Source organism: Streptococcus oralis subsp. oralis (genome assembly GCF_002096455.1).
Taxonomy (GTDB): Bacteria; Bacillota; Bacilli; order Lactobacillales; family Streptococcaceae; genus Streptococcus; species Streptococcus oralis_CY.
Genome location: NZ_NCUL01000007.1, coordinates 310,312 through 332,114, shown reverse-complemented (window position 1 = coordinate 332,114; position 21,803 = coordinate 310,312). Strand labels below are relative to the sequence as shown.

Annotated in this window: 12 protein-coding genes; 4 read left to right on the top strand and 8 right to left on the bottom strand. The window is 42.4% G+C overall.

Annotation, left to right across the window (positions count from 1 at the left end; genetic code table 11):
• Positions 1 to 108: 108 nt before the first annotated feature.
• Together B7720_RS04050 and B7720_RS04045 are read left to right on the top strand one after the other, a co-directional pair.
• Positions 109 to 585, top strand: coding sequence for a glutathione peroxidase (locus B7720_RS04050; protein WP_084856634.1), 477 nt, complete (start codon positions 109 to 111; stop codon positions 583 to 585).
• Positions 586 to 926: 341 nt separating this feature from the next.
• Positions 927 to 7,004 (top strand): alpha-L-fucosidase, encoded by a 6,078-nt coding sequence (locus B7720_RS04045; RefSeq protein WP_084856632.1) that lies wholly within the window; start codon positions 927 to 929, stop codon positions 7,002 to 7,004.
• 164 nt (positions 7,005 to 7,168) lie between these two features.
• On the opposite strand, the gene B7720_RS04040 is transcribed toward B7720_RS04045, so the two are convergent.
• Positions 7,169 to 8,779 (bottom strand): glycoside hydrolase family 13 protein, encoded by a 1,611-nt coding sequence (locus tag B7720_RS04040; protein ID WP_084856630.1) that lies wholly within the window; start codon positions 8,777 to 8,779, stop codon positions 7,169 to 7,171.
• A 152-nt stretch (positions 8,780 to 8,931) separates the two neighbouring features.
• Between B7720_RS04040 and B7720_RS04035 the strand changes: the two genes are divergently transcribed.
• On the top strand, positions 8,932 to 10,416 hold the full coding sequence (locus B7720_RS04035) for a DUF1846 domain-containing protein (RefSeq protein ID WP_084856628.1): 1,485 nt from the start codon (positions 8,932 to 8,934) through the stop codon (positions 10,414 to 10,416).
• Positions 10,417 to 10,551: 135 nt separating this feature from the next.
• Here the strand turns inward: B7720_RS04035 and B7720_RS04030 are convergent, their stop codons facing one another.
• The 5 genes from B7720_RS04030 to B7720_RS04010 are packed head-to-tail and all read right to left on the bottom strand — an operon-like array spanning position 10,552 to position 14,480.
• Positions 10,552 to 11,583, bottom strand: a complete 1,032-nt coding sequence (locus B7720_RS04030; RefSeq protein ID WP_084856627.1) for a sensor histidine kinase — start codon at positions 11,581 to 11,583, stop codon at positions 10,552 to 10,554.
• Entirely contained in the window at positions 11,550 to 12,248 is a 699-nt protein-coding gene (locus tag B7720_RS04025; protein ID WP_084856625.1) for a response regulator transcription factor, read from the bottom strand. Before B7720_RS04025 ends, B7720_RS04030 begins: the two co-directional genes overlap by 34 nt.
• Positions 12,249 to 12,260: 12 nt before the next feature.
• Positions 12,261 to 12,983 (bottom strand): ABC transporter permease, encoded by a 723-nt coding sequence (locus B7720_RS04020; protein ID WP_084856623.1) that lies wholly within the window; start codon positions 12,981 to 12,983, stop codon positions 12,261 to 12,263.
• Positions 12,983 to 13,771, bottom strand: a complete 789-nt coding sequence (locus B7720_RS04015) for a lantibiotic ABC transporter permease (protein ID WP_084856620.1) — start codon at positions 13,769 to 13,771, stop codon at positions 12,983 to 12,985. Before B7720_RS04015 ends, B7720_RS04020 begins: the two co-directional genes overlap by 1 nt.
• 1 nt (position 13,772) lies before the next feature.
• The gene (locus B7720_RS04010) at positions 13,773 to 14,480 is read right to left on the bottom strand and encodes an ABC transporter ATP-binding protein (RefSeq protein WP_084856617.1); all 708 of its coding nucleotides are present in this window, start codon (positions 14,478 to 14,480) and stop codon (positions 13,773 to 13,775) included.
• Positions 14,481 to 14,776: 296 nt separating this feature from the next.
• Here B7720_RS04010 and B7720_RS04005 point away from each other — a divergent pair, with 296 nt between their 5' ends.
• Positions 14,777 to 15,259: an S-ribosylhomocysteine lyase gene (locus B7720_RS04005; protein WP_000032556.1), complete on the top strand. Its 483-nt coding sequence runs from the start codon at positions 14,777 to 14,779 to the stop codon at positions 15,257 to 15,259.
• Between the two features lie 58 nt (positions 15,260 to 15,317).
• Here the strand turns inward: B7720_RS04005 and B7720_RS04000 are convergent, their stop codons facing one another.
• Positions 15,318 to 17,423: an ATP-dependent Clp protease ATP-binding subunit gene (locus B7720_RS04000; RefSeq protein WP_084856615.1), complete on the bottom strand. Its 2,106-nt coding sequence runs from the start codon at positions 17,421 to 17,423 to the stop codon at positions 15,318 to 15,320.
• Between the two features lie 450 nt (positions 17,424 to 17,873).
• Complete coding sequence (locus tag B7720_RS03995; protein WP_084856612.1) at positions 17,874 to 21,611, bottom strand: Spy0128 family protein; 3,738 nt, start codon at positions 21,609 to 21,611, stop codon at positions 17,874 to 17,876.
• Positions 21,612 to 21,803 lie beyond the last annotated feature (192 nt).

Here is a 21,803-nt window from a genome sequence, read left to right as displayed (position 1 = left end):
TGTAAACGATTTCTATCATCATAATTTCCAATTTCTTGCAACCTCTCCCATCCGACTCGACGAAAATAGTAAAAACTGTTACAATGTAGAAAAAGAAAAGAGGCTCTCATGACTTCACTCTATGATTTTTCAGTTTTAAACCAAAACAACCAAGTAATCCCCTTGGATAACTATCGTGGTAACGTTCTCTTGATTGTCAACACTGCTACCGGATGTGGGTTAACCCCCCAGTACCAGGGACTTCAAGAACTCTATGAACGCTATCAAGATCAGGGCTTTGAAATCCTAGATTTCCCTTGCAATCAGTTTATGGGACAAGCACCCGGTAGCGCAGAGGAGATTAATAGTTTCTGTAGCCTACACTATCAGACTACTTTTCCTCGTTTTGCCAAGGTCAAGGTCAACGGCAAGGAGGCAGATCCTCTTTATGTTTGGCTAAAAGACCAGAAATCTGGCCCGCTAGGAAAACGAATCGAATGGAATTTTGCTAAGTTTCTCATTGGTCGAGATGGGCAAGTCCTTGAGAGCTTCTCTTCCAAAACAGACCCCCAAACCATCCAAGATTCTCTCCAAAAAATACTTTAATTTCTTTTTAAAACGTATCCTTTCATTTAGTTTGAGCCCTGAAAGGATGCGTTTTTTCTTTAAAAAGTAACTGATTTTCTTTAATTTATATTTATTTTTTTGCTTTTTGCTATTGCAATTCTTTCATTAATTTAGTATATTTGTTATATTAAAAACTTTTAGTCATTTTAAGGGAGAAATGACCTTTTAAATTTTTTTATCTTAAAATGAAAGCGCTTTATACAAAGGAGGTAAGGTGGCTTACAAATTATCAGAGAGTTTTTCATTAAATCAAGTTGTAACCAAGTCAGACTTGGGCTTGGGCAGTAGCTGACTGCCTTTCTAAAAACTAGGAGTATATTATGAATCGATACCTTTTTGAAAAAGGGCAAACTTTTAGCATTCGAAAGTTGACTGTAGGTGTGGTCTCTGTTATCGTCGGACTGGCATTTTTTGCTTCTGGAACCGTGCGTGCAGACGAAACGTCTCCTGCCACGACATCCAATTTAGATCAGCAAATGAAACAAGTCGCAGATATAGAAGAGACCAAGGCTGAACCAGTCAAAGAAGAAGGCCGTGTAGAAGTTGAAAAACAAGAAACACCTGTTGCCGATACCAACAGTGCTGACTTGCTCCCTGAAGACATTCAGGACCGTGCCTATCCAGACACACCTGTCAAAGAACTCGATACGACTACTATCGTTGACCAGAAAGCTAGTCCAAAGGTAGAAACTAAGAGCATTCTAAAGGACAAGGAAGAAGCTCCAAAAGAAGCTGAGAACGGAAACCGTGCCATCATTAACGGTGGACAAGACCTCAAACACATCAACTACGAGGGGCAACCTGCTACTGCTGCTACTATGGTTTACAGCACTTACAATGCAGGGGAACAACGCTACCTCGTTTCAGGCTCAGGTATCTTCGTAGCACCTAACCTGATCCTTACCGTTGCTCATAACTTCCTAGAGGCCAATAAAGAAACTGGCGAGGGTCACATTCGTGGTGGAAAATCTGCCCAGTTTTACTATAACGTTGGTTCAAACAGCGAAAAGAAAAACTCACTTCCATCTTCTGGAACTACGGTTCTATTTAGAGAAAAGGACATTCATTTCTGGAACAAGAAGGAGTTTGGAAAAGGCTATAAAAACGACCTTGCTCTTGTAGAAGCTCCTATTCCTCTTCCGATTGCTAGTCCAAACAAAGCAGCAACCTTTGCGCCTTTAGCGGAGCACAAGACGCATCAGCCGGGAGAAGCCATCAGTACGATTGGCTATCCAACTGACTCGAGCTCCAAAGAACTGAAACAACCTATCCTAGCTGGTCAGCTTTACAAGGCAGATGGGACCATCCGATCTGTTGAGTCCTATGATGATAAGGGAACGACTGGTATCACCTATAAAACCACTTCTGTATCTGGTTTGTCTGGTGGCGGGATTGTCGATAGCCAAGGAAAAGTTCTGGGGGTTCACCAACACGGAACCGTTGACAATGGTGTGGCTGAAAAGGATCGCTTTGGTGGCGGACTCGTCCTTTCACCTGAACAACTGAAATGGGTGAAGGACATGATTGCCAAGTATGGTGTGAAAGGCTGGTACCAAGGTGATAACGGAAATCGTTACTACTTTACCGATGAAGGACGTATGCTTCGGAACGAAACAGCTGTTATCGGAAGCAACGAATATTCCTTCAACCAAGATGGGATTGCTACCTTGACCAAGGGAGTTGAATACGGTCGTGTTGTTATTCAACACGAAGACGAAGAAGGAAATCCTGTCAAAGATAATGATACCTTTATCGAACAGACAGCTGTTGATTCTCCATTTGACTACAATTTCAAAAAAGAAATCGAGAAAACGGACTTCTATCAGAAGAATAAAGATAAATACGAAATTGTATCCATTGATGGTGTAGCGGTCAATAAACAACTAAAAGATGCTTGGGCTGAAGATCACAATGTTGTCAGCAAAGCGCCTGCTGGTACCCGTGTCATCAAGGTGGTCTATAAAGTCAACAAAGGCTCCTTCAAAGTTTACTACCGTCAAAAAGGAACAAGTACTGAACTAGCTGAGGCGACAGTTGATAACAATGAAGGCCAAGAGTATGAGGTTTCCTTTGTCAACACCTTCCATGCAAAAGACATTGCTGGCTACCGTCCGGTTAAGGCTAGCTTGGAAGCAAGGATCCAGCAAAAAGGTGTGAATGAAGTCGTCTTTGAATACGAGCCAATCACTGATACGACCAATCCTGCCACACCGACTCCTCCAGTTGCTCATCCAGAAGATAAAGAAACTGAGATTGGCAATCATGGACCTCTTCCAAGCAAGGCTCAACTCGATTACCACAAGGAAGAATTGGCAGCCTTCATCCACTACGGAATGAACACCTATACCAATTCTGAATGGGGAAATGGGAAAGAAGATCCTCGATACTTCAATCCAACCAACTTGGATACAGACCAATGGATTCGCACTCTGAAGGAAACGGGCTTCAAACGAACCATTATGGTTGTTAAACACCACGACGGTTTCGTTGCTTACCCTTCTAAGTATACAGATCATACTGTAGCTGCTAGCCCATGGAAAGATGGAAAGGGTGACCTTCTCGAAGAAGTTTCCAAGTCTGCTAGCAAGTATGACATGAATATGGGTGTTTACTTGTCACCATGGGATGCCAATCATCCAAAATACCATGTTGCAACCGAAAAAGAATACAACCAATACTATCTCAACCAACTGAAAGAAATCCTTGGAAATCCAAAATACGGAAATAAAGGGAAATTTATCGAGGTTTGGATGGACGGTGCGCGTGGTAGCGGTGCCCAAAAAGTAACCTATACCTTTGATGAATGGTTCAAATACATCAAAGAAGCTGAAGGAGATATCGCCATCTTCTCTGCTCAACCGACAAGCGTTCGCTGGATTGGAAATGAACGGGGAATCGCAGGTGATCCTGTATGGCATAAAGTCAAACGGGCCAACATCACAGACGATGTGAAAAACGAATACCTCAACCATGGTGACCCAGATGGTGATATGTACTCTGTAGGGGAAGCTGACGTTTCGATCCGTTCTGGTTGGTTCTACCATGACAATCAACAGCCGAAATCACTCAAAGAGTTGATGGACATCTACTTCAAGTCTGTTGGTCGTGGAACGCCACTCCTTCTCAATATTCCACCAAATAAAGAAGGAAAATTCGCAGATGCGGATGTGGCTCGCTTGAAGGAATTCAAAGCAACCCTAGACCAAATGTATTCCACTGACTTTGCCAAAGGTGCCACTGTAACAGCAAGTTCTACTCGTCAAAACCACCTTTACAAGGAAAGCCACCTCACAGACGGTAAAGATGACACCAGCTGGGCGCTCTCAAATGATGCCACAACCGGTAGCTTTACAGTCGATTTGGGGCAAAAGAGACGCTTTGACGTCGTTGAACTCAAGGAAGATATTGCCAAAGGTCAACGTATCTCTGGTTTCAAGATTGAAGTCGAAATCAACGGACGCTGGGTGACATACGGTGAAGGTTCGACCGTTGGTTACCGTCGCTTGGTTCAAGGCAAGCCTGTTGAAGCACAAAAAATCCGTGTAACCATCACCGGTGCTCAAGCAACTCCAATCTTGACCAACTTCTCAGTCTACAAGACACCAAGTAGCATTGAAAAGACAGATGGCTACCCTCTTGGACTTGAATACCACTCAAACACAACGGCGGATACAGCCGGTACAACTTGGTACAATGAATCTGAAGGTGTTCGTGGCACTTCTATGTGGACCAATCAAAAAGATGCCAAAGTTAGCTATACCTTCACAGGAACCAAGGCCTATGTCGTCTCTACGGTCGATCCAGGTCATGGAGAAATGTCCGTCTATGTTGATGGTCAAAAGGTTGCAGATGTGCAAACTAAGAATGCTAGCCGTAAACGCAGCCAAAAAGTCTTTGAGACAGGCGATTTAGCACCAGGCCAACACACTATTACCCTCGTGAATAAAACAGGCGAACCAATTGCTACAGAAGGAATCTACACCCTAAACAATGATAGTAAAGGGATGTTTGAACTCGAGTCTACTAACTACGAAGTCGAAAAAGGAAAACCAGTCACTGTTAAAATTAAACGCGTTGGTGGAAGCAAGGGAACTGCTACTGTTCGCTTCATCACAGAACCTGGAACTGGAGTTCACGGTAAAGTTTACCAAGATACAACTCAAGATGTGACCTTTAAAGATGGAGAAACAGAAAAGACTGTTACCATCCCAACGATTGACTTTACAGAACAAGCCGACTCTGTCTTTGACTTCAAAGCCAAGCTCACTTCTGTCACTGATGGTGCCCTGCTCGGTTTTGCTACCGATGCAACCATCCAAGTGATGAAAGCTGAATTGCTGATCAAGGACCAAACAAGTTATGATGACCAAGCTAGTCAGTTGGATTACAGTCCTGGCTGGCACCATGAAACCAATTCGGCAGACAAATACCAAAAGACTGAGTCTTGGGCTTCCTTTGGCCGCTTAACTGATGAGCAAAAGAAAAAGACAACTGTCACAGCCTACTTCTACGGTACTGGACTTGATATCAAGGGCTATGTTGATCCAAATCATGGTATCTACAAAGTCTTCCTAGATGGCAAAGAAGTTCCTTACCAAGATGGCATGGGAAATGCTTCGACTATTGATGGTAAGAAATACTTTAGCGGTCACGCTGCCCAACGCCAAGGCAATCAAACTCTGGTTAGCCTAAAAGGTCTGGACGAAAACTTGCACGCAGTCACCCTTCAACTCGATCCTGATCGAAACGATTTGTCTCGAAATATCGGTATCCAGGTAGACCAATTCATCACTCGTGGCGAAGGCAGTGAACTCTACAGTAAGGCAGATATCATCCAGTCTATCTCTAAATGGAAAGATGATCTGTCAAACTTTGATCCAGCAGGTTTGAAAAATACAGCTACTGCACGTCAAGCTTTCCAAGCAAATCTAGAAAAATTGAGAAACCAACTCAGTGCTGATGCAGTGGATGTTCAAGAAGTCATGTTGACTGTCAGCGCCTTACAAGATATCCTGTCCAAGGACGAGAACTATCAAAGAGGGCAAGAGGAACCTAGTCCAGAGCAACCTGAACAGCCTGAAGAACCTTCTAAACCTGATCAACCTGAACAACCTGCTCAACCAAAACAACCGGAAATTGAGTACGATAAGGCTATGGACAGCTTGGCAAAAGCTATCGAGAAAAAAGTCGCTGAGCTTGGATCCAACAAGGAAGCTAAGAAGCAATTGTTAGCAATTGCTGACCAAGCCATTGCTGCCATCCAAGAAGCTAAGACTCAGGAAGCAGTCAACAAAGCACTTGAAACTGCTCTCGAACAAATCAGCAAGCTCGAAGCAGCTCAGCCTGAAAAACCAGCGCAACCGGAAAATCCTGCTCAGCCTGAGAAACCTGTTCAGCCTGAAAAGCCAGCGCAACCGGAAAAACCTGCTCAACCGGAAAAGCCAGCTCAACCAGAAACTCCAGTTCAACCTGAGAAACCTGCTCAGCCTGAAAAGCCGACTCAACCGGAAAAGCCAGCTCAACCTGAAACTCCAGCGCAACCTGAGAAACCTGCTCAACCTGAGAAACCGGCGCAACCTGAGAAACCGGCGCAACCGGAAACTCCAGCGCAACCGGAAACTCCGGCTCAGCCTGAAAAACCGGCGCAACCGGAAAAACCAGCGCAACCGGAAAAACCAGCGCAACCGGAACAACCTGCCGAGCCTGAAAAGCTAGCTCAGCCTGAAAATCCGACTCAACCAGAGAAACCGGCGCAACCTGAACAACCGGCGCAACCGGAAAAACCTGCTCAACCTGAGAAACCGACTCAACCGGAAAAACCTGCTCAACCTGAGAAACCGACTCAACCGGAAACTCCAGCGCAACCTGAGAAACCAATTACTTCTTCAAGTCCTGAGGAAGGGGTTAAAGACCTTGTCTTTACACTTCCAAGCTTGGAAATCGTCAATAAGGTCGTACCGTTCAAGACTATTCGTCGCGAAAACCCACAATTAGACAAAGGAAAAGAGCAAGTTCTATCAGAAGGAAAAGACGGTCTCTTAGTCGAGTATGTTGAAGTGGACGGTGACAATCGCAAGGTTCTCCAAACAGAAGCAACTCCAGCTCAAGATCGAGTGATTGAGGTAGGTAGCAAACAAAGCTCAGTTGGAACAGAAGCGCCACCGGTTGTGACCCTTCCTGAGTATGTTTTCCCAAGAGAGACTGAAAAACCTGCTCCAGTCGTAACAGATAATTCATCATCAAAAGATGAAAAAGCTCCTGTTACAGCTACAGTCAAAGAAGACAAGGAAAGACTACTCCCTGCAACTGGGGAACAAGAAGCAAGTGCCTTCCTCTTCTTGGCAGCCATTACTTCTATCTTGTCTCTCCTCATTTTCCAAAAGAATTTCAAAGACTAATAACCCTCTCTGATTGATTCTTTCTAATTATTCAGTTCCCCCGTTGAGAAGACCATTTGGTCTTCTCTTTTTCTATCTGTAAAATTAAAAAACATCCACAAATTAAACAGCACCCCAAAAGTCAGACAGAAAAAATCTAACTTTTGGGGTGCTGTTCACTTATTTTAATCCGCTAGTTCCACACAGAAGGCATCCCATGGAGCCAAGACCTGTTTTTCAACTGCTTCTTGAGTCTCAGTGTTTTCAATCAAGACAGATTTAACTCTTTCTTCTACTGAAAAGTTTTGTTTTTCATTGGACAAGTTAGCTACAACTAAGAAGCGGCGCTCACCGTCCTTACGGATATAAGCAAAGATCTTGTCAGCTGTATCAAGCAATTCAAAGTCAGCTCGAATCAGCCAGCTGTTCTCCTTACGGATTTGAACCAGTTTCTGATAGGTATAGAAAATAGAATCTGGATTTGCTAGTGCTTCTTGAACGTTGATTTCTTCATAGTTTGGATTAACTGCCAACCAAGGTTGACCTGTTGAGAAACCAGCGTTTTTTCTCTCATCCCACTGCATCGGAGTACGGGCATTGTCACGACCGATGACACGGATGCTGTCCATGATTTCTTCCATCGGAACGCCTTTTTCAAGAGCTTCACGCGCATAGTTGAGGGATTCAATATCTTCTACTTGGTCCAGTGTTTCAAACGAATAGTTGGTCATTCCAATCTCTTCACCCTGATAGATATAAGGCGTCCCTCTCATGAGATGAAGCAAGATTGCAAAGGCTTTGGCGGATTTTTCACGGTATTCTTGGTCATTTCCCCAGATAGAGACGATACGAGGAAGATCATGGTTGTTCCAGAAGAGGGAATTCCAGCCGTCTTCAACTCCCAGCTCTGTCTGCCATTTGTTGAAGATTTCTTTTAACTTCCCTACATTTAACTCTTTTTGGTAGTGCCACTTAGGTTGCCCTTCCTGATACTGAAGACAGATGTGTTCAAACTGGAAGACCATAGACAATTCTTGTCCCTTTGGATCCGAGTAGAGCTTGGCAATCTCTGGTGTTGCTCCCCAGGTCTCTCCTACTGTCAAGAGATCTTTGTCACCAAAGGTCGCCTGATTCATTTCCTTGAGATAGGGATGGAGCATAGGACCGTTATTGACTACTTTCTCGTCAGGAATTTTCCCAATCATATCAATGACATCCATACGGAAACCGCCAATGCCCTTATCAATCCAGAAGTTCATCATCTCATAAATTTTCTGGCGCAGTTTTTCATTCTCCCAGTTGAGATCCGGCTGTTTCTTACTGAAAAAGTGGAGATAGTATTGACCCGACTTTTCATCGTATTCCCAGGCGGATCCACTAAAGATAGACTCCAAATCATTGGGCTCATCCCGCCAGATATAGTAGTCTCGCTCAGGGCTATCAGGATTTTCACAGGCCTCAACAAACCAGGCGTGTTCATCCGAGGTATGATTGACTACCAAGTCCATGATAATTCGAATATCACGCTTCTTAGCTTCTGCGATGAGTTGCTCCATGTCCTCCATGGACCCGAAAATAGCTGCAATCGCTTGATAATCAGCAATATCGTAGCCATTATCATCCATCGGACTGTCATAAACAGGAGAAAGCCAAATAGCTGTAATCCCTAACTTAGCTAGATAGTCCAACTTACTAGTAATTCCTGGCAAATCACCAATTCCATCTCCATTGCTATCCATAAAGCTCTTGGGATATACTTGATAGACTACGGCATTGTGCCACCATTTTTCTTGCATCTGTTTACCTCATTATTTTAATAATCTATAGTCTATGATAGCGCTTTTTAAAACTTAGTGCAAGCGTTTGCCTAATCTTTTTGATTTCTTTTTTAGCTCCATAGTTTCCTAACTCCCAATTTTTTATTATAATAGAGGTCAGAGGTAAAAAAATGAAAAAACAAGCTTTTAGTTCTGAACAATATTTGAATCTACAGCGCGACCATATCTTGGAGCGCATTAACCAATTTGACGGCAAGCTCTACTTGGAGTTTGGTGGCAAAATGTTAGAAGATTTCCACGCTGCTCGAGTCCTTCCTGGTTATGAGCCTGACAATAAAATCAAGCTCTTGCAAGAATTGAAAGAGCAGGTTGAAGTTGTGATCGCCATTAATGCCAGCAACATCGAGCATTCTAAAGCGCGTGGCGACCTAGGCATTTCTTATGACCAAGAAGTTCTTCGTTTGATTGACAAATTCAATGAGCTGGGAATTTTTGTTGGTTCGGTTGTCATCACACAGTACGCTGGCCAACCTGCTGCAGATGCCTTCCGCAACCAGTTAGATAAAAACGGGATTGATTCCTATCTTCATTATCCAATCAAAGGATACCCGACTGATATGGACCACATCATTTCTCCAGAAGGTATGGGGAAAAACGACTACATCAAAACCAGTCGTAACTTGATCGTCGTGACAGCTCCTGGACCTGGTTCTGGAAAATTGGCAACTTGTATGTCCAATATGTACCATGACCAACTCAATGGCATCAAGTCTGGTTACGCTAAGTTTGAAACCTTCCCAGTTTGGAACCTACCCCTTCATCATCCAGTCAACTTGGCCTACGAGGCTGCAACTGCGGACCTTGATGATGTCAATATGATTGACCCTTTCCATCTCCAAACCTACGGAGAAACTACTGTCAATTACAACCGTGATATCGAAATTTTCCCAGTGCTCAAACGTATGTTAGAACGCATTCTCGGTGAATCTCCATACGCTTCACCAACAGACATGGGTGTCAACATGGTTGGTTTCGCTATTACAGATGATGAAGCTGCTGTCGAAGCTTCTAAACAAGAAATCATCCGTCGCTACTATCAAACTGTTCTTGATTTTAAAGCTGAAAAAGTCGGAGAAACTGCTGTCAAGAAGATTGAACTTCTCATGAACGACCTCGGCATCACACCTGCAGACCGTAAGGTAGCTGTTGCTGCACGCCAAAAAGCAGAAGAAACTGGTGGCCCTGCCCTAGCCCTTGAATTGCCAAATGGGGAAATCGTGACTGGTAAAAACTCTGAACTCTTTGGTCCTACAGCTGCTGCCTTGATCAATGCTATCAAAAAATCAGCTGACATCGCTAAGGAAGTGAAACTAATCGAGCCTGAAGTCGTCAAACCAATTCAAGGTCTTAAAATCGATCATCTAGGTAGCCGCAATCCTCGCCTCCACTCAAATGAAATTTTGATTGCACTTGCAATCACAGCTATGGAAAATCCTGATGCTGCGCGTGCCATGGAAGAACTTGGGAATCTCAAAGGAAGCGAAGCTCATTCAACCATCATCTTGACCGATGAAGACAAGAACGTCCTTCGCAAGCTAGGCATCAACGTAACCTTTGACCCATACTACCAATACGATCGCTTGTATCGGAAGTAATTAAACGAGGCTGGACAAAAACTCCATTTGAAAGAAAAATCCAGTAAATCTTTACATAATAAAAAAAATCAAACGCATAATATCAAGTCTTTTGGACACTTGGTATTATGCGTTTTTATGATTTTCCATTCTCATTTATTTCAATGAAATTGTCAACTCGACACAGGCTCCTCCTTGGTCTAGATTGAGCAGGGTCAGACGACCACCATGCAAGAGAGCTACCTGCTTAGAAAAGGCTAAGCCGATACCATGATGGGGATTAGTTGAATTGCGGCTTTGGTCACTCTGGTAAAAGAGCAGTTCTGCTCCCAGCAGCATCTCCTCAGAAAATGCAGGGCCATTGTTCCAGATAGCAAAAACCAACTGGTCCTGCTGCACTGATACCGTTAGCTTGACTTCCTTTTGGTCCTGATTAGCATGTTCAAGCGCATTCAGTAAGATATTGAGCAAAGCCCGCTTGAGATAGTCCAAATGAATGGACAATCTCAAGCTAAGATCACAATCTTCTTGGAGATAAAAATGATAGCTTTCCTGTTTGCTGAACAGTGCCCAATCATCCTGTAGATAAGCCAAAAAATCCCCTAAGGAAAGCTGAATGAACTGATTAGAATCAATCTGAAAAGTCTTAGCGTAATCAATCAAAGAGCCACAATACTCTTCCATCTTGTGACTGGCCTGCAAAATCTCAGAAGCATAGTCTGCCTGTGGCTGGCCTAACTGCGCCAATTCCAAGAGTTCAGCATTCCCCTTAATTACAGTTAGGGGCGTCTTCAAATCGTGCGATGTCGCTGATAGCTGTAAAATCAACTCCTGATTATGCTGCTGCTCTCTTTCTAGAAGATGAGCATTTTCTTGGTGGCTGCTCCGTAAATCGCTATAAACTTCTAGCATTTCCTCAATCCGAAAAAGCTGACTTTGATTTTCTTCTAAAAGCTTCTCGCTCTTTAGCATTTTTATTTCCCTGTCGATTTTTCGGAGCAATTTCAAAATATGATAAAAAGTAATCAGCAGCAAGCTCCCTGCCCAGAAGAACAAGGTGAAAAGAACGTAATCACTTCCTTGCGTAAATTCATAGCCTATAAGCACAAAAATCAAAACATGAAAAAAGACGATTTTCAAGCTAGTTGTCCAGACTAGGCTTTTGAAATTTCGGGTTCTAATTGCCATCTATAGCCTACTCCTCTCACTGTTGCGATTGCTTGCAGACCTTCTTGTTTGCATTTTTGGCGAATCTGATATACGTATTCTGAGATAGAGCGAAGCTGTGTTTCTGAGCTTTCTGGGTAAAGCAAGGTATGCAGGCGTTCAGCTGAAAAGGTCTGCTTGGGATTGCTAGCTAGTAAATGTAGCAACTTAAACTCTCGCTCTGAAAATTTCAAGACTTTACCAAAACAGGCAACTTCATAGAGCTCTGGATAAAATTGACAAGAAGCAATTTCGGAATAGCGCTCCTCCCGTCTTTCCTCCCGCCGAAGATGAGCTCTGACACGCGCCAGCAATTCTTTGGTCCCAAAAGGTTTGACAATATAGTCATCTGCTCCGCGAAAGAGCCCTTCCACCTTGTCCGCCTCTAACTCCTTAGCCGTCAGAAAGATAATTGGACACGAAAGATGAGGACGAATGTAGGAACACAGCTCAAAACCATTAACAGGCGCCATCATCACATCTAGCAGAATCAAATCATATCCTACAAAATCCGTCAGCTCTAGCTCTTCTATCCGATCAAGCGTCGTCACGTCATAAGCATCGAGCTCTAGGACGTTTTTCACCAGCTTTAAAATGCTCCGGTCGTCATCAACCACCAAAATACGATACTGTCTCATGATTTCCATTATAGCATACCTCTAGCGAACATCTCGTTTCAAGGTCAAGAATATAGCAGAGCTCCAAATCAAAGCTAGCCAGAACAGCTGTATTCCCAACCCTGATAGATCTATTGAATGCTGAAGCCCTTCAAACTCAAAAAGATTTAGCGTAGCCAGATCGGGCAGGTACTTTGCTTCTTTGATAAAAGTTGCCAATAAACGGCTAAGACCAATCAAGAGAGGAAATAGCACCGACACCGGCACAACCCAAGATTGAAAGAGCAAAGCGAGGCCAGCAGCTAAAAGAGCCAGAAAAAGATTGCTGAGAAGACCAAAAGAGCTGTAATAGAGGAATTTCCCCAGTAAGGGCCAGCTAAAGTCTAGGTCAAATCGAGCCAGCATAACAAAGAAACAGCTGCCTATCATGACACTGTAGAGAACCAAGAGCAGAACGGCCAGAAAAAGGAATTTCCCAGCCAACCAAGCCTTTCTATTTGATACGGTTAGAAAATTCGTTCGCATCCCAGACTTGACAAACTCCTGGGCAAAATAGAGGGAAGTAAAGATGACGATGACAGGCTGCGCCAGATAGAGAGCATGCAAAGCTTCACTCAGAGCCTTTGTCTGGCCAACTGCTGTCTGACTGTAGTCAAGATTCATCAGAAAAAAAGGAACGACTACCAGAGCCACAAAGGCGGCACCAAGAACGAGATAGTAAGAACGAAACTTAATCCATTCACTTTTAAGCAGAGCTTTTATCATCAGTAGCGTCCTCCTAAATCCGTCTTCAAAAAGCGCAGAGAGGCCATGACGCCGATAACTAGCAACCATACGCTTAGTATCAAGAGTCCTTGCAAGGGATTGTTGGCATATTGGGAAGTCGGCGTTGCAACAAATAACTCTCCTGCGGGCTGGGGCAGATAAGCTCCCCAACTCGTGTGAGCAGCTAGGTAGTTTCCTAAATTATAGATTTGGGGTACGAGAAAAAGCAGAGGAACTAGCATGGTCCGAGCCAATAAACCTAACAAAAACGAAAGGATTCCCAATAAGGTTAGAGATAAGGTTTTCCACAAAATCAAACTCCAAGCTGCCTGATTGAGCAAAATCGGATCAAGCCCTTCCTTTCCTAAAGCCAGATGCATGACCATATAACTAAAGTAGATTGATAAAAAGCTAGTGGCAAGAGAAAAGCAAGCAAAGGTCATGAGTTTCCCCACAAGCAACTTCAGGCGGTTATTACAGGTCAAGAGACTGGTTCTCAAGCTATGAGACTGAAATTCCATAGCTCCCAAAATTCCAGCTAAAATGACCAAAACCATGACCGCCATAGAAGCCCCGTTGAGACCTAGATATTCCAGCGGATCAATGGCGTTTATCAGATTAGGAACCGTCTCAGGTGTAGCATCCAAGCCGATAGACAGATACTGTCGGCCCTCCAACCAGGATACGACAGGCACCAAGAGCAGCATGAAGGCCATACTCACTCTGAAAGCCTTAGTTGAGCAAATTTTCAACCATTCTGAATGCAATAAGGACATCGTTTCTTTCATCTTAAGCCTCCTCTGTCAAGTCAAAAAAGAGGTCTTCTAGACTGTCTGAATCTTGCAGCACCTCTTCCAATCGTCCCTGCTCAATAATTTGCCCATGATGAATCAAGACTACATCATCTGTCACCATTTGCACCTCTGATAGGATATGAGAAGATAGAAGTACCGTTTTCCCTAAATCAGCCTGCTGACGGATGAACTTTCTAAACCACTTAATCCCACTTGGATCCAGTCCATTGGTCGGCTCATCTAATATAAGAAACTGAGGATCTCCCAGCAAAGCTGCTGCCAAACCCAACCGCTGACCTTCCCCCAGAGACAGGCTTGACAAGAGGTCCTTCCTCTTATGAGCAATCCCAGTCATCTCTAAAACCTCATCGATCCGAGACTTGGGAATAGCATTACTCGCCGCAATAATCCTCAAGTGGTCATAGACCTTTCGATTTGGCAGACCGCCAATACCATCAAAAGCTGCACCTACTGTTTTGAGAGGATAAATCATTGACTGATAGGTTTGTCCATCAAAAGTCGCAGTTCCTGCTGTCGCCCGATCTAAGCCCAAGAGAATCCTCAAGGTCGAGCTTTTTCCTGCACCATTATGTCCTAGAAAAGCCGTAATGCGACCACTCCTAGCTGTAAAAGAAATATCCTTTAAAATTTGCTTGTCTCCATATTTTTTAGAAACACGATCAATTTTTACAATATGTTCCATACTGAACTCCTTTATCTTTATTTTCTCCAGTATACCCAATCTAGTTCAGAATTAGTTCAGAGATTAAACAGAAATTTCAGAAAAAGTTGGCCCACTTTTCAAAAGTCACCTTAGTTCCACTAGAAAAACTAAACTTTTCTTTCACAAGGTATTCTTCTCTCCATTCTTTCTTTATAGTTCTGAGGTTTATGTATAGAGACTTTATTATCATTCTAGTACCAAAAAAGTCATTTATCAAACTCCATCAACAGCACCCTTTATGATATAATGAAAGAAGAAAACTGAAAGGAACTACCATGTCAAAAGAAGTTATTGTTGAAAGTTTTGAACTTGACCACACCATTGTCAAAGCACCCTATGTTCGCTTGATTGGAGAAGAAACAGGGCCAAAGGGAGATGTCATCTCCAACTTTGATATCCGCTTGGTACAACCAAACGAAGACTCAATCCCTACAGCAGGGCTTCACACCATTGAGCACCTCTTAGCCAAACTCATCCGTACCCGCATCGACGGCATGATTGACTGTTCGCCATTTGGTTGCCGTACAGGCTTCCACATGATTATGTGGGGACGCCATACCAGTGCTGAAATTGCTGCTGTTATTAAGGATTCGCTCAAGGAAATTGCTGAAACCACTACTTGGGAAGATGTTCCTGGAACAACCATCGAATCTTGCGGAAACTACAAGGACCACAGCCTCTTTTCTGCTAAAGAATGGGCAAAACTCATCCTGGAACAAGGAATCTCAGATGATGCCTTTGAACGCCATATCATCTAAACACAAAAGGAACCAGCTTTTAGCCAGTTCCTTCTTTTTTTATTCTCAAAATCGTAAGTTAGGCTTTTTCACGAATGACCAAAACGCCATCTTCCATATCTGCTTCCAAATGTTTGGCATCTAGATGATCCAAGTGGAAATCTGTTACCTTATCACGAATTTGTTGTTCAACCACGCGACGGAGAGGACGAACACCCATAACTTCGTCATAGCCTTCTTCTGTGATAAAGTCCTTAGCTGCTTGGCTGACTTCCAAATCAATGTCTTTCTTAGCCAAGGTTTGGTTGACTTCCGCCAACATCAAGTCCACAATCTTAGAAAGGTCTTCCTTATTCAAGTGTGAGAACTCGATAACTGCGTTAAAGCGGTTAAGGAACTCTGGACGGAAGTATGGTTTCAAACGATCCATTAATTCTGGTTTATCTGCATCTTCTGTCAAGTTAGCTTCATAGCCAAATCCAGCATTTGATGTCGCGATAATGACCGTGTTCTTGAAGTTCACTGTATTTCCTTGACCATCGGTCAAACGACCGTCATCCAATACTTGGAGGAGAAGGGTGATTACTTGAGGATCAGCCTTTTCAATTTCGTCCAAGAGAATGATAGAATAAGGATTGCGACGAACACGTTCTGTCAAGGTATTGCTATTGTCATCATACCCAACATAACCTGCTGTTGTACCGATTAATTTAGATACGGCTGTGCGGTCACTGTATTCAGACATATCCAAGCGGATGATCGCATCTTTAGTACCAAACATATCGAGCGCTAATTGCTTAGCAAGTTCTGTCTTACCAACCCCAGTTGGACCTACAAAGAGGAAGCTACCGATTGGGCGATTGCCTTCATCAAAACCAGCACGGTTACGACGGATAGCACGAGCTACAGCTTCAACCGCCTTGTCTTGGCCGATAACCTTGTGTTCCAAGCGATGAGCCATATCTTTCAAACGTTCGATATCTGATGCTCCCATTTGTGAAACTGGGATACCTGTCATTCGTTCCACAGATTCAGCCACATCGTTGATGCTTGCAGTCACTTTCATGTCTTCTGTGTGGTTTTCGACTTTTTTCTCTAATTCTGCAATACGTGTTTTAGCATTGAGAGCTGCTTCAAAGTCTTCTGCCTCAACTGCTTTTTCTTGCTTGTCTTTTTCTGCCTCAATTTCCCGTTCAACAGCATGAACATCTGTTACAGGATGTTGAGCTGCCAAGTGAGCAGCCGTTACATCGACAAGGTCGATAGCCTTATCTGGCAGGCTGCGTTGAGGAATGTACTGGATGGAATAATCAACTGCTGCTTTTAAGACTTCATCTGGCAAGATAACATTGTGGTGTTGTTGATAAAGATCACGAATCCCTTGAAGGATTTTAAAAGTATCCTCTGCTGAAGGAGCATTGACCTTGACTTCGTTGAAACGACGAGCAAGAGCTGCATTCTTCAAGATGGTGTTACGGTATTCGTCTTGAGTCGTTGCCCCAATCACTGTCAACTCACCACGAGAGAGAGCTGGTTTGAGAATATCTGCAAGACCTTTAGAACCACTATCTCCACCGATTGAGCCAGCGCCAAGGATTTGGTGAATTTCATCAAAGAAGAGGATAATATTCCCTGCTTCTTTCACTTCATTGACTAAGTTTTGAACGTTTTCTTCAAAGCTACCACGGTATTGAGTACCAGCCTCAAGACCTGAGATGTCAATGGAAATAATTTCCTTGTTCTTAATAGCAGCTGGAACATCTCCATTCACAATGGCTTGCGCTAGACCTTCGACAACGGCTGTCTTACCAACACCTGCATCTCCAACTAGAACAGGATTATTTTTCGTACGACGTGAGAGGATTTCAGATGTTTCTTGAATTTCCTTGTTTCGTCCGATAACAGGATCCAACTTACCCTCACGAGCTTCCGCTGTCAAGTTACGACCTAGTTTAGCAAGGACACCGTCTTGTTTCATACCTGAAACGTGTTGTTGCATTTGTCCATCAACTTCTGCATTTCCTGGTAATTTCCCAGTTGCACGATAGTGAGCAAATTTCTCAGGTGTCACTTCACGTCCATTAATCAAGTAGCGACGGTTTTCAGAACTATATCCTCGCATACCACCCATCAATTGGTTAAATAAATCATCCATGTTGTTAAAGTTATTAAAGTTGTTGTTCATATTCTTTACCTCGTTTATTCTTAATTATATGCGATCTCTGATATTGACTATCTTTGACCTTTGTTTTAAAAATTTTAGACTAGCTAACTAGCTACCCTACGTATAATTTCTGGTTTTTCTTTCTTAAATAAGCCTTTTATCATCTTCTTTTCAAAGTCTGTTAGATTTAACATAGGCCTCACCCCTTTCTAGGGTATCTATCGTACATTTTCAAGAAATAGAATCATTGAAAATGAAGTTTTCTAAGGAATTCATTTTCCTTATGTTCCTACTATATCACATTGGTCAGTAAAAGTCAATAGTTTTTGACCAAATTTGACTATTTTTAAAAAATTTTTTGAAGTACAAAAAAAGCCCCTAGAAAACGAATTTTCTAGAGACTTTCTCTATCAAGTTTAAGAGAGAAGAAATATTCTCACTTACCAAGTTTCATGTTTCTTCTACAAAAGCTTAAGCTTTGCGTTTTACGAAGAATACCAATCCACTCAATGCCAAGACTACAAATCCAAGCGCAGAAAGGATAGAGGTTGCTTCCCCTGTGTTTGGAAGTTCAGCTTTACCTTTAGTCTCAGTAGCTGGAGGTGCTGGTTTTGGATCCTCTTTTTGTCCTGGATCACTTGGTTCTGTTCCTGGAGTTGGATTTGTTCCTGGATTATTTGGCGTTGGATCTGGTGTTGGTGCTGGATCTGGCGTTGTTCCTGGATTATTTGGAGCTGGATTTGGTTCTGGCGTTGGTGTTGGAACAGTGTATTTATTTGTAAATACAACTTCTTTACCATTGGCATACGAAACCTTTGCAGTCAAGAGACCTTGATCATCCGCAACTACAGTGACTGTTACGATATGCTCCGTCTTATCGTATTCAATACCCTCTTCAGTACCAACTTTTTCAACCAAGGTATAAGTGTAAGTACCTGCTTCTTCGAATGAACGAACAAAGGCTACTTTACCTTCGGCAGTATTCTTAGCTGTAGCTACAACTGCGCCTTTCTCTTTCAATTCGAAAGTATAAGCGTCAGCCGCAAGTTCTTTACCTTCAAGTTTCTTAGTTGCTTCAATCGTAGCTTCTACCGCTGGTGCTTTGAAGCTATTCTTGAAGACACTACCTGCTGGATATTCAACAGCTGCCTTCAAAGTGTTGGTTGCTACATCTTTGGTTACTTTTACCTTTGCAGTCTTATCTGTATCATAAGTAATACCAGTTGCTCCAGCATTCACTTCTTTTACCGTATAAGTATACTCACCTTCTGCATCATAGTTGATTGCATTAAATGTTACTTTTCCACCTTGGTTTGTTTTTGTATCAATTTTTTGTCCATCTTTGTACAATTCAAATTGGAACTCACCATCAACCAAAGTACGACCAGTCAATTCTTTCGTAAACTCAAGTGTTGCTGATGTAGCTGTTGGAGCTGGTGCTGTATAAATATTTGTGAAGACCCGTTCTGTATCCGCAACTTCTACAGTCGCAACCAATTGGCCTTTACCATCATCCGCAACAGTGACGAACACTTCATACGCAGTTTGATCATAAGTGATTGTTTTATCGTCACCAGCTTTTTCAGTAATAGTGTAAGCGTAATCGCCTGCTGCTGAGAAAGTGACGTTGAAGACAACTTCTCCTGAGGCAGTATTCTTAGCCGTAGCTACAAGGTCTGAACCTTCTTTCAGTTCGAAAGTATAAGCATCAGCTTCAAGCGCTTTTCCTTTCAAGACTTTCTTAGCTTTGATTGTAGCCTGCGCAGGTTCCGCTTTATAGTCATTAACGAAAACTGGTGTTTCACTTGTAACTGTCGCGACAAGTTGACCTTCGCCATTATCTTTCACTTCTACAGTTGCTGGATGTTCTGTTTTATCATAAGTTACACCAAGTTTATTGCCAACCTTTTCTGTAATAGTGTAGTTATATACTCCTGCTGTTGAATAGCTAATTTCAGAAAAACGAATCAATCCACCCGCAGCATTCTTTGCTGTCGCAACAACCTTGTCACCCTCTTTCAGTTCAAACTCAAACTCATCTATCTCTAGCTCTTTACCATTCAAAACTTTTTTAGCTTCGATAGCAATTTTTGCTGGAGCTGCTTTATAAGTGTTGGTGAAGGTTGGGTTGTTACCTGTAACAGTTGCAACAAGTTGACCTTGGCCGTTATCTGTAACTTTTACCTTAACTTCGTGTTTAGCAGTATCGTATGTCACACCTTTTTCACTACCCGCTTTTTCAGTGATAGTGTAAGTGTAATCACCTGCTGTTTCGAACTCAATTTCTTTGAAAGTAACGGTGCCGTCTGCAGCGTTTTTAGCTGTTGAAACAACTTTGTCACCTTTTTTAAGTTCGAATTCGTATTTATCAGCTTCAAGGTCTTTACCGTTCAAGACTTTCTTAGCTGTGATAGTTTCTTTAGCTGGAGTTGCTTTATAGGTGTTAGTGAAAGTTGGTTCTGCAGATGTGACAGTTGCTGTTAAAACTCCACTTTGGAAAGTTGCTGCTACAGTAACTTCCTTGGCTTCTGTATCAAATGTAACGCCTGCAACTGCTGTTGAAGTGTCTTCTTTGATGATGTAGTGATAAGTTCCCGCACCTTTTACTTGGAGATTCTCAAAGGTAATAGTCCCATCAGCTTTTGATTTTGCTGTGGCTACTGGATCCTTCAAGTTCTCTGCAGTAAACAGGTTAAAGGTAAACTCATCTGCTTTTGGAAGCTTATCTGCACGTCCTTCTACTACTTTCTTAGCCGTCACATTGAATACAGCTGGAACAGGTTCGTCTTTAAGATGAATAGTAGAACCCGCAGCACCGAGTTTGACTGTATACTCTTTTTCATCTAGTTTATAGCCTGATGGAGCAGTCTTCTCTTTGATCTTAAACGTTTTACCTTCCCATTTCTGATCATAAGTTTTCGTAAGCGCTACTCCTTTTTCATTCGTAGTCACTTCTGTTGTTTCACTTGCATCATCTGCTGCTGTCACAGTATATACTGCACCCGAAACTGGAGCAAGAGTGAAGGCATCAGTCTTATGAATCTTAATTTGGTAAGCAGTAGATGCTACAATCGTACCAGAAATCAAAGATGTCGCCTCAGCTGTCATATCAAGTGCTCCCGGACGACTTGTGTTCTGTGCTAATTTAGTCCCGTCAGCCAATGACAGTGCAACCCTATTTCCTACTTTACTTCCATCATTAGGAGTTGTTGTGTTATAAGATACTATATAAGAGGTCGTTCCATCTTTAAAAATGATATCGAATGAAGTATAGTTTTCGTTCCACGAAACGGTATAGTCTTGTCCCTCCGTTAACAATACTGCATCATCTGGAACAGCAGAAGTCCCAACAGTGATATTTGCCTTATACACTTTTAGAGTCTCAGGAATATACTGGGCGGGAGTGTAACTAGTATCATCATTTGGTATAGTATCATGTAATACAATATTTTGTCCTAAGTCTTGTTTCTCTGTATTTACACGTACACGCCAGGTAGACCATGCATCTCCCTTGCTAACCGAACCAATCTCAGCCAGTTTTGGAGAGTTCCAATTTTCAAGGGCAGCACGACCCCCAATTTTAGCGTAATTTTCAGTACCAACTTTGGGACCATCGATTGTTTTTGATGAATAAATGTGAGTCACTTCTTGCTTCAATGAGGATGAATTAAAATTAATGCGGGTTTTATTCTGATCCTTTAAGAATCTAAAAGAAACAGAAAAATTCCCTGACACATCCTTTACCTTATCTCCACCAGTTTTCTCTAGGTATTTATCCAAATTTTTCAAGGTGATTTTTGCTTTCCCACCTTGATCAGTACCATTTGAAGTCACTTCAGCTTCTCCAATAGTAACTTTTGTTGTCGGATCAATTAAATCCTGACTCCCCTCATAAACTGCCATAGGAGCAGGTATATCAAAGGTAAAATAATCTCCATTATTCAGATGTTCATTATACTGTTTGAGATCAAAAGTCACGCGAAGCTTATATGCTAAATTCGTACGAAGCGAGAAATCTCCTTCTGAACTCACATTTTGCTTAGTATCTGAAGCATCTAATAGATCGATGCCTGTAATTACTTGTGTCAATTCTTTTGAAACAGGATTATCTGCTCTAACAACGCCTATCAAAACAGAAGCTAGACCTAAAATAGCAAAAGCTAACGCAGAAAATTTAGATAGCATTCTTGACGTTTTGCTTGTCGACATTTCTTTCCCTCTTTTCTATATGAAATTTCTAATTTTAATCCCCCTGTGAGATTAAAACATGCCATTCTGACAATCTCTATTACTAATTAGAGTTTATCTGATATATTATAACATTTCAATACAATCTATTCAAGTATATTAACTTAAAAATACACGTATTTGCACCATTCTATAACCTAGCCATTCAATTTT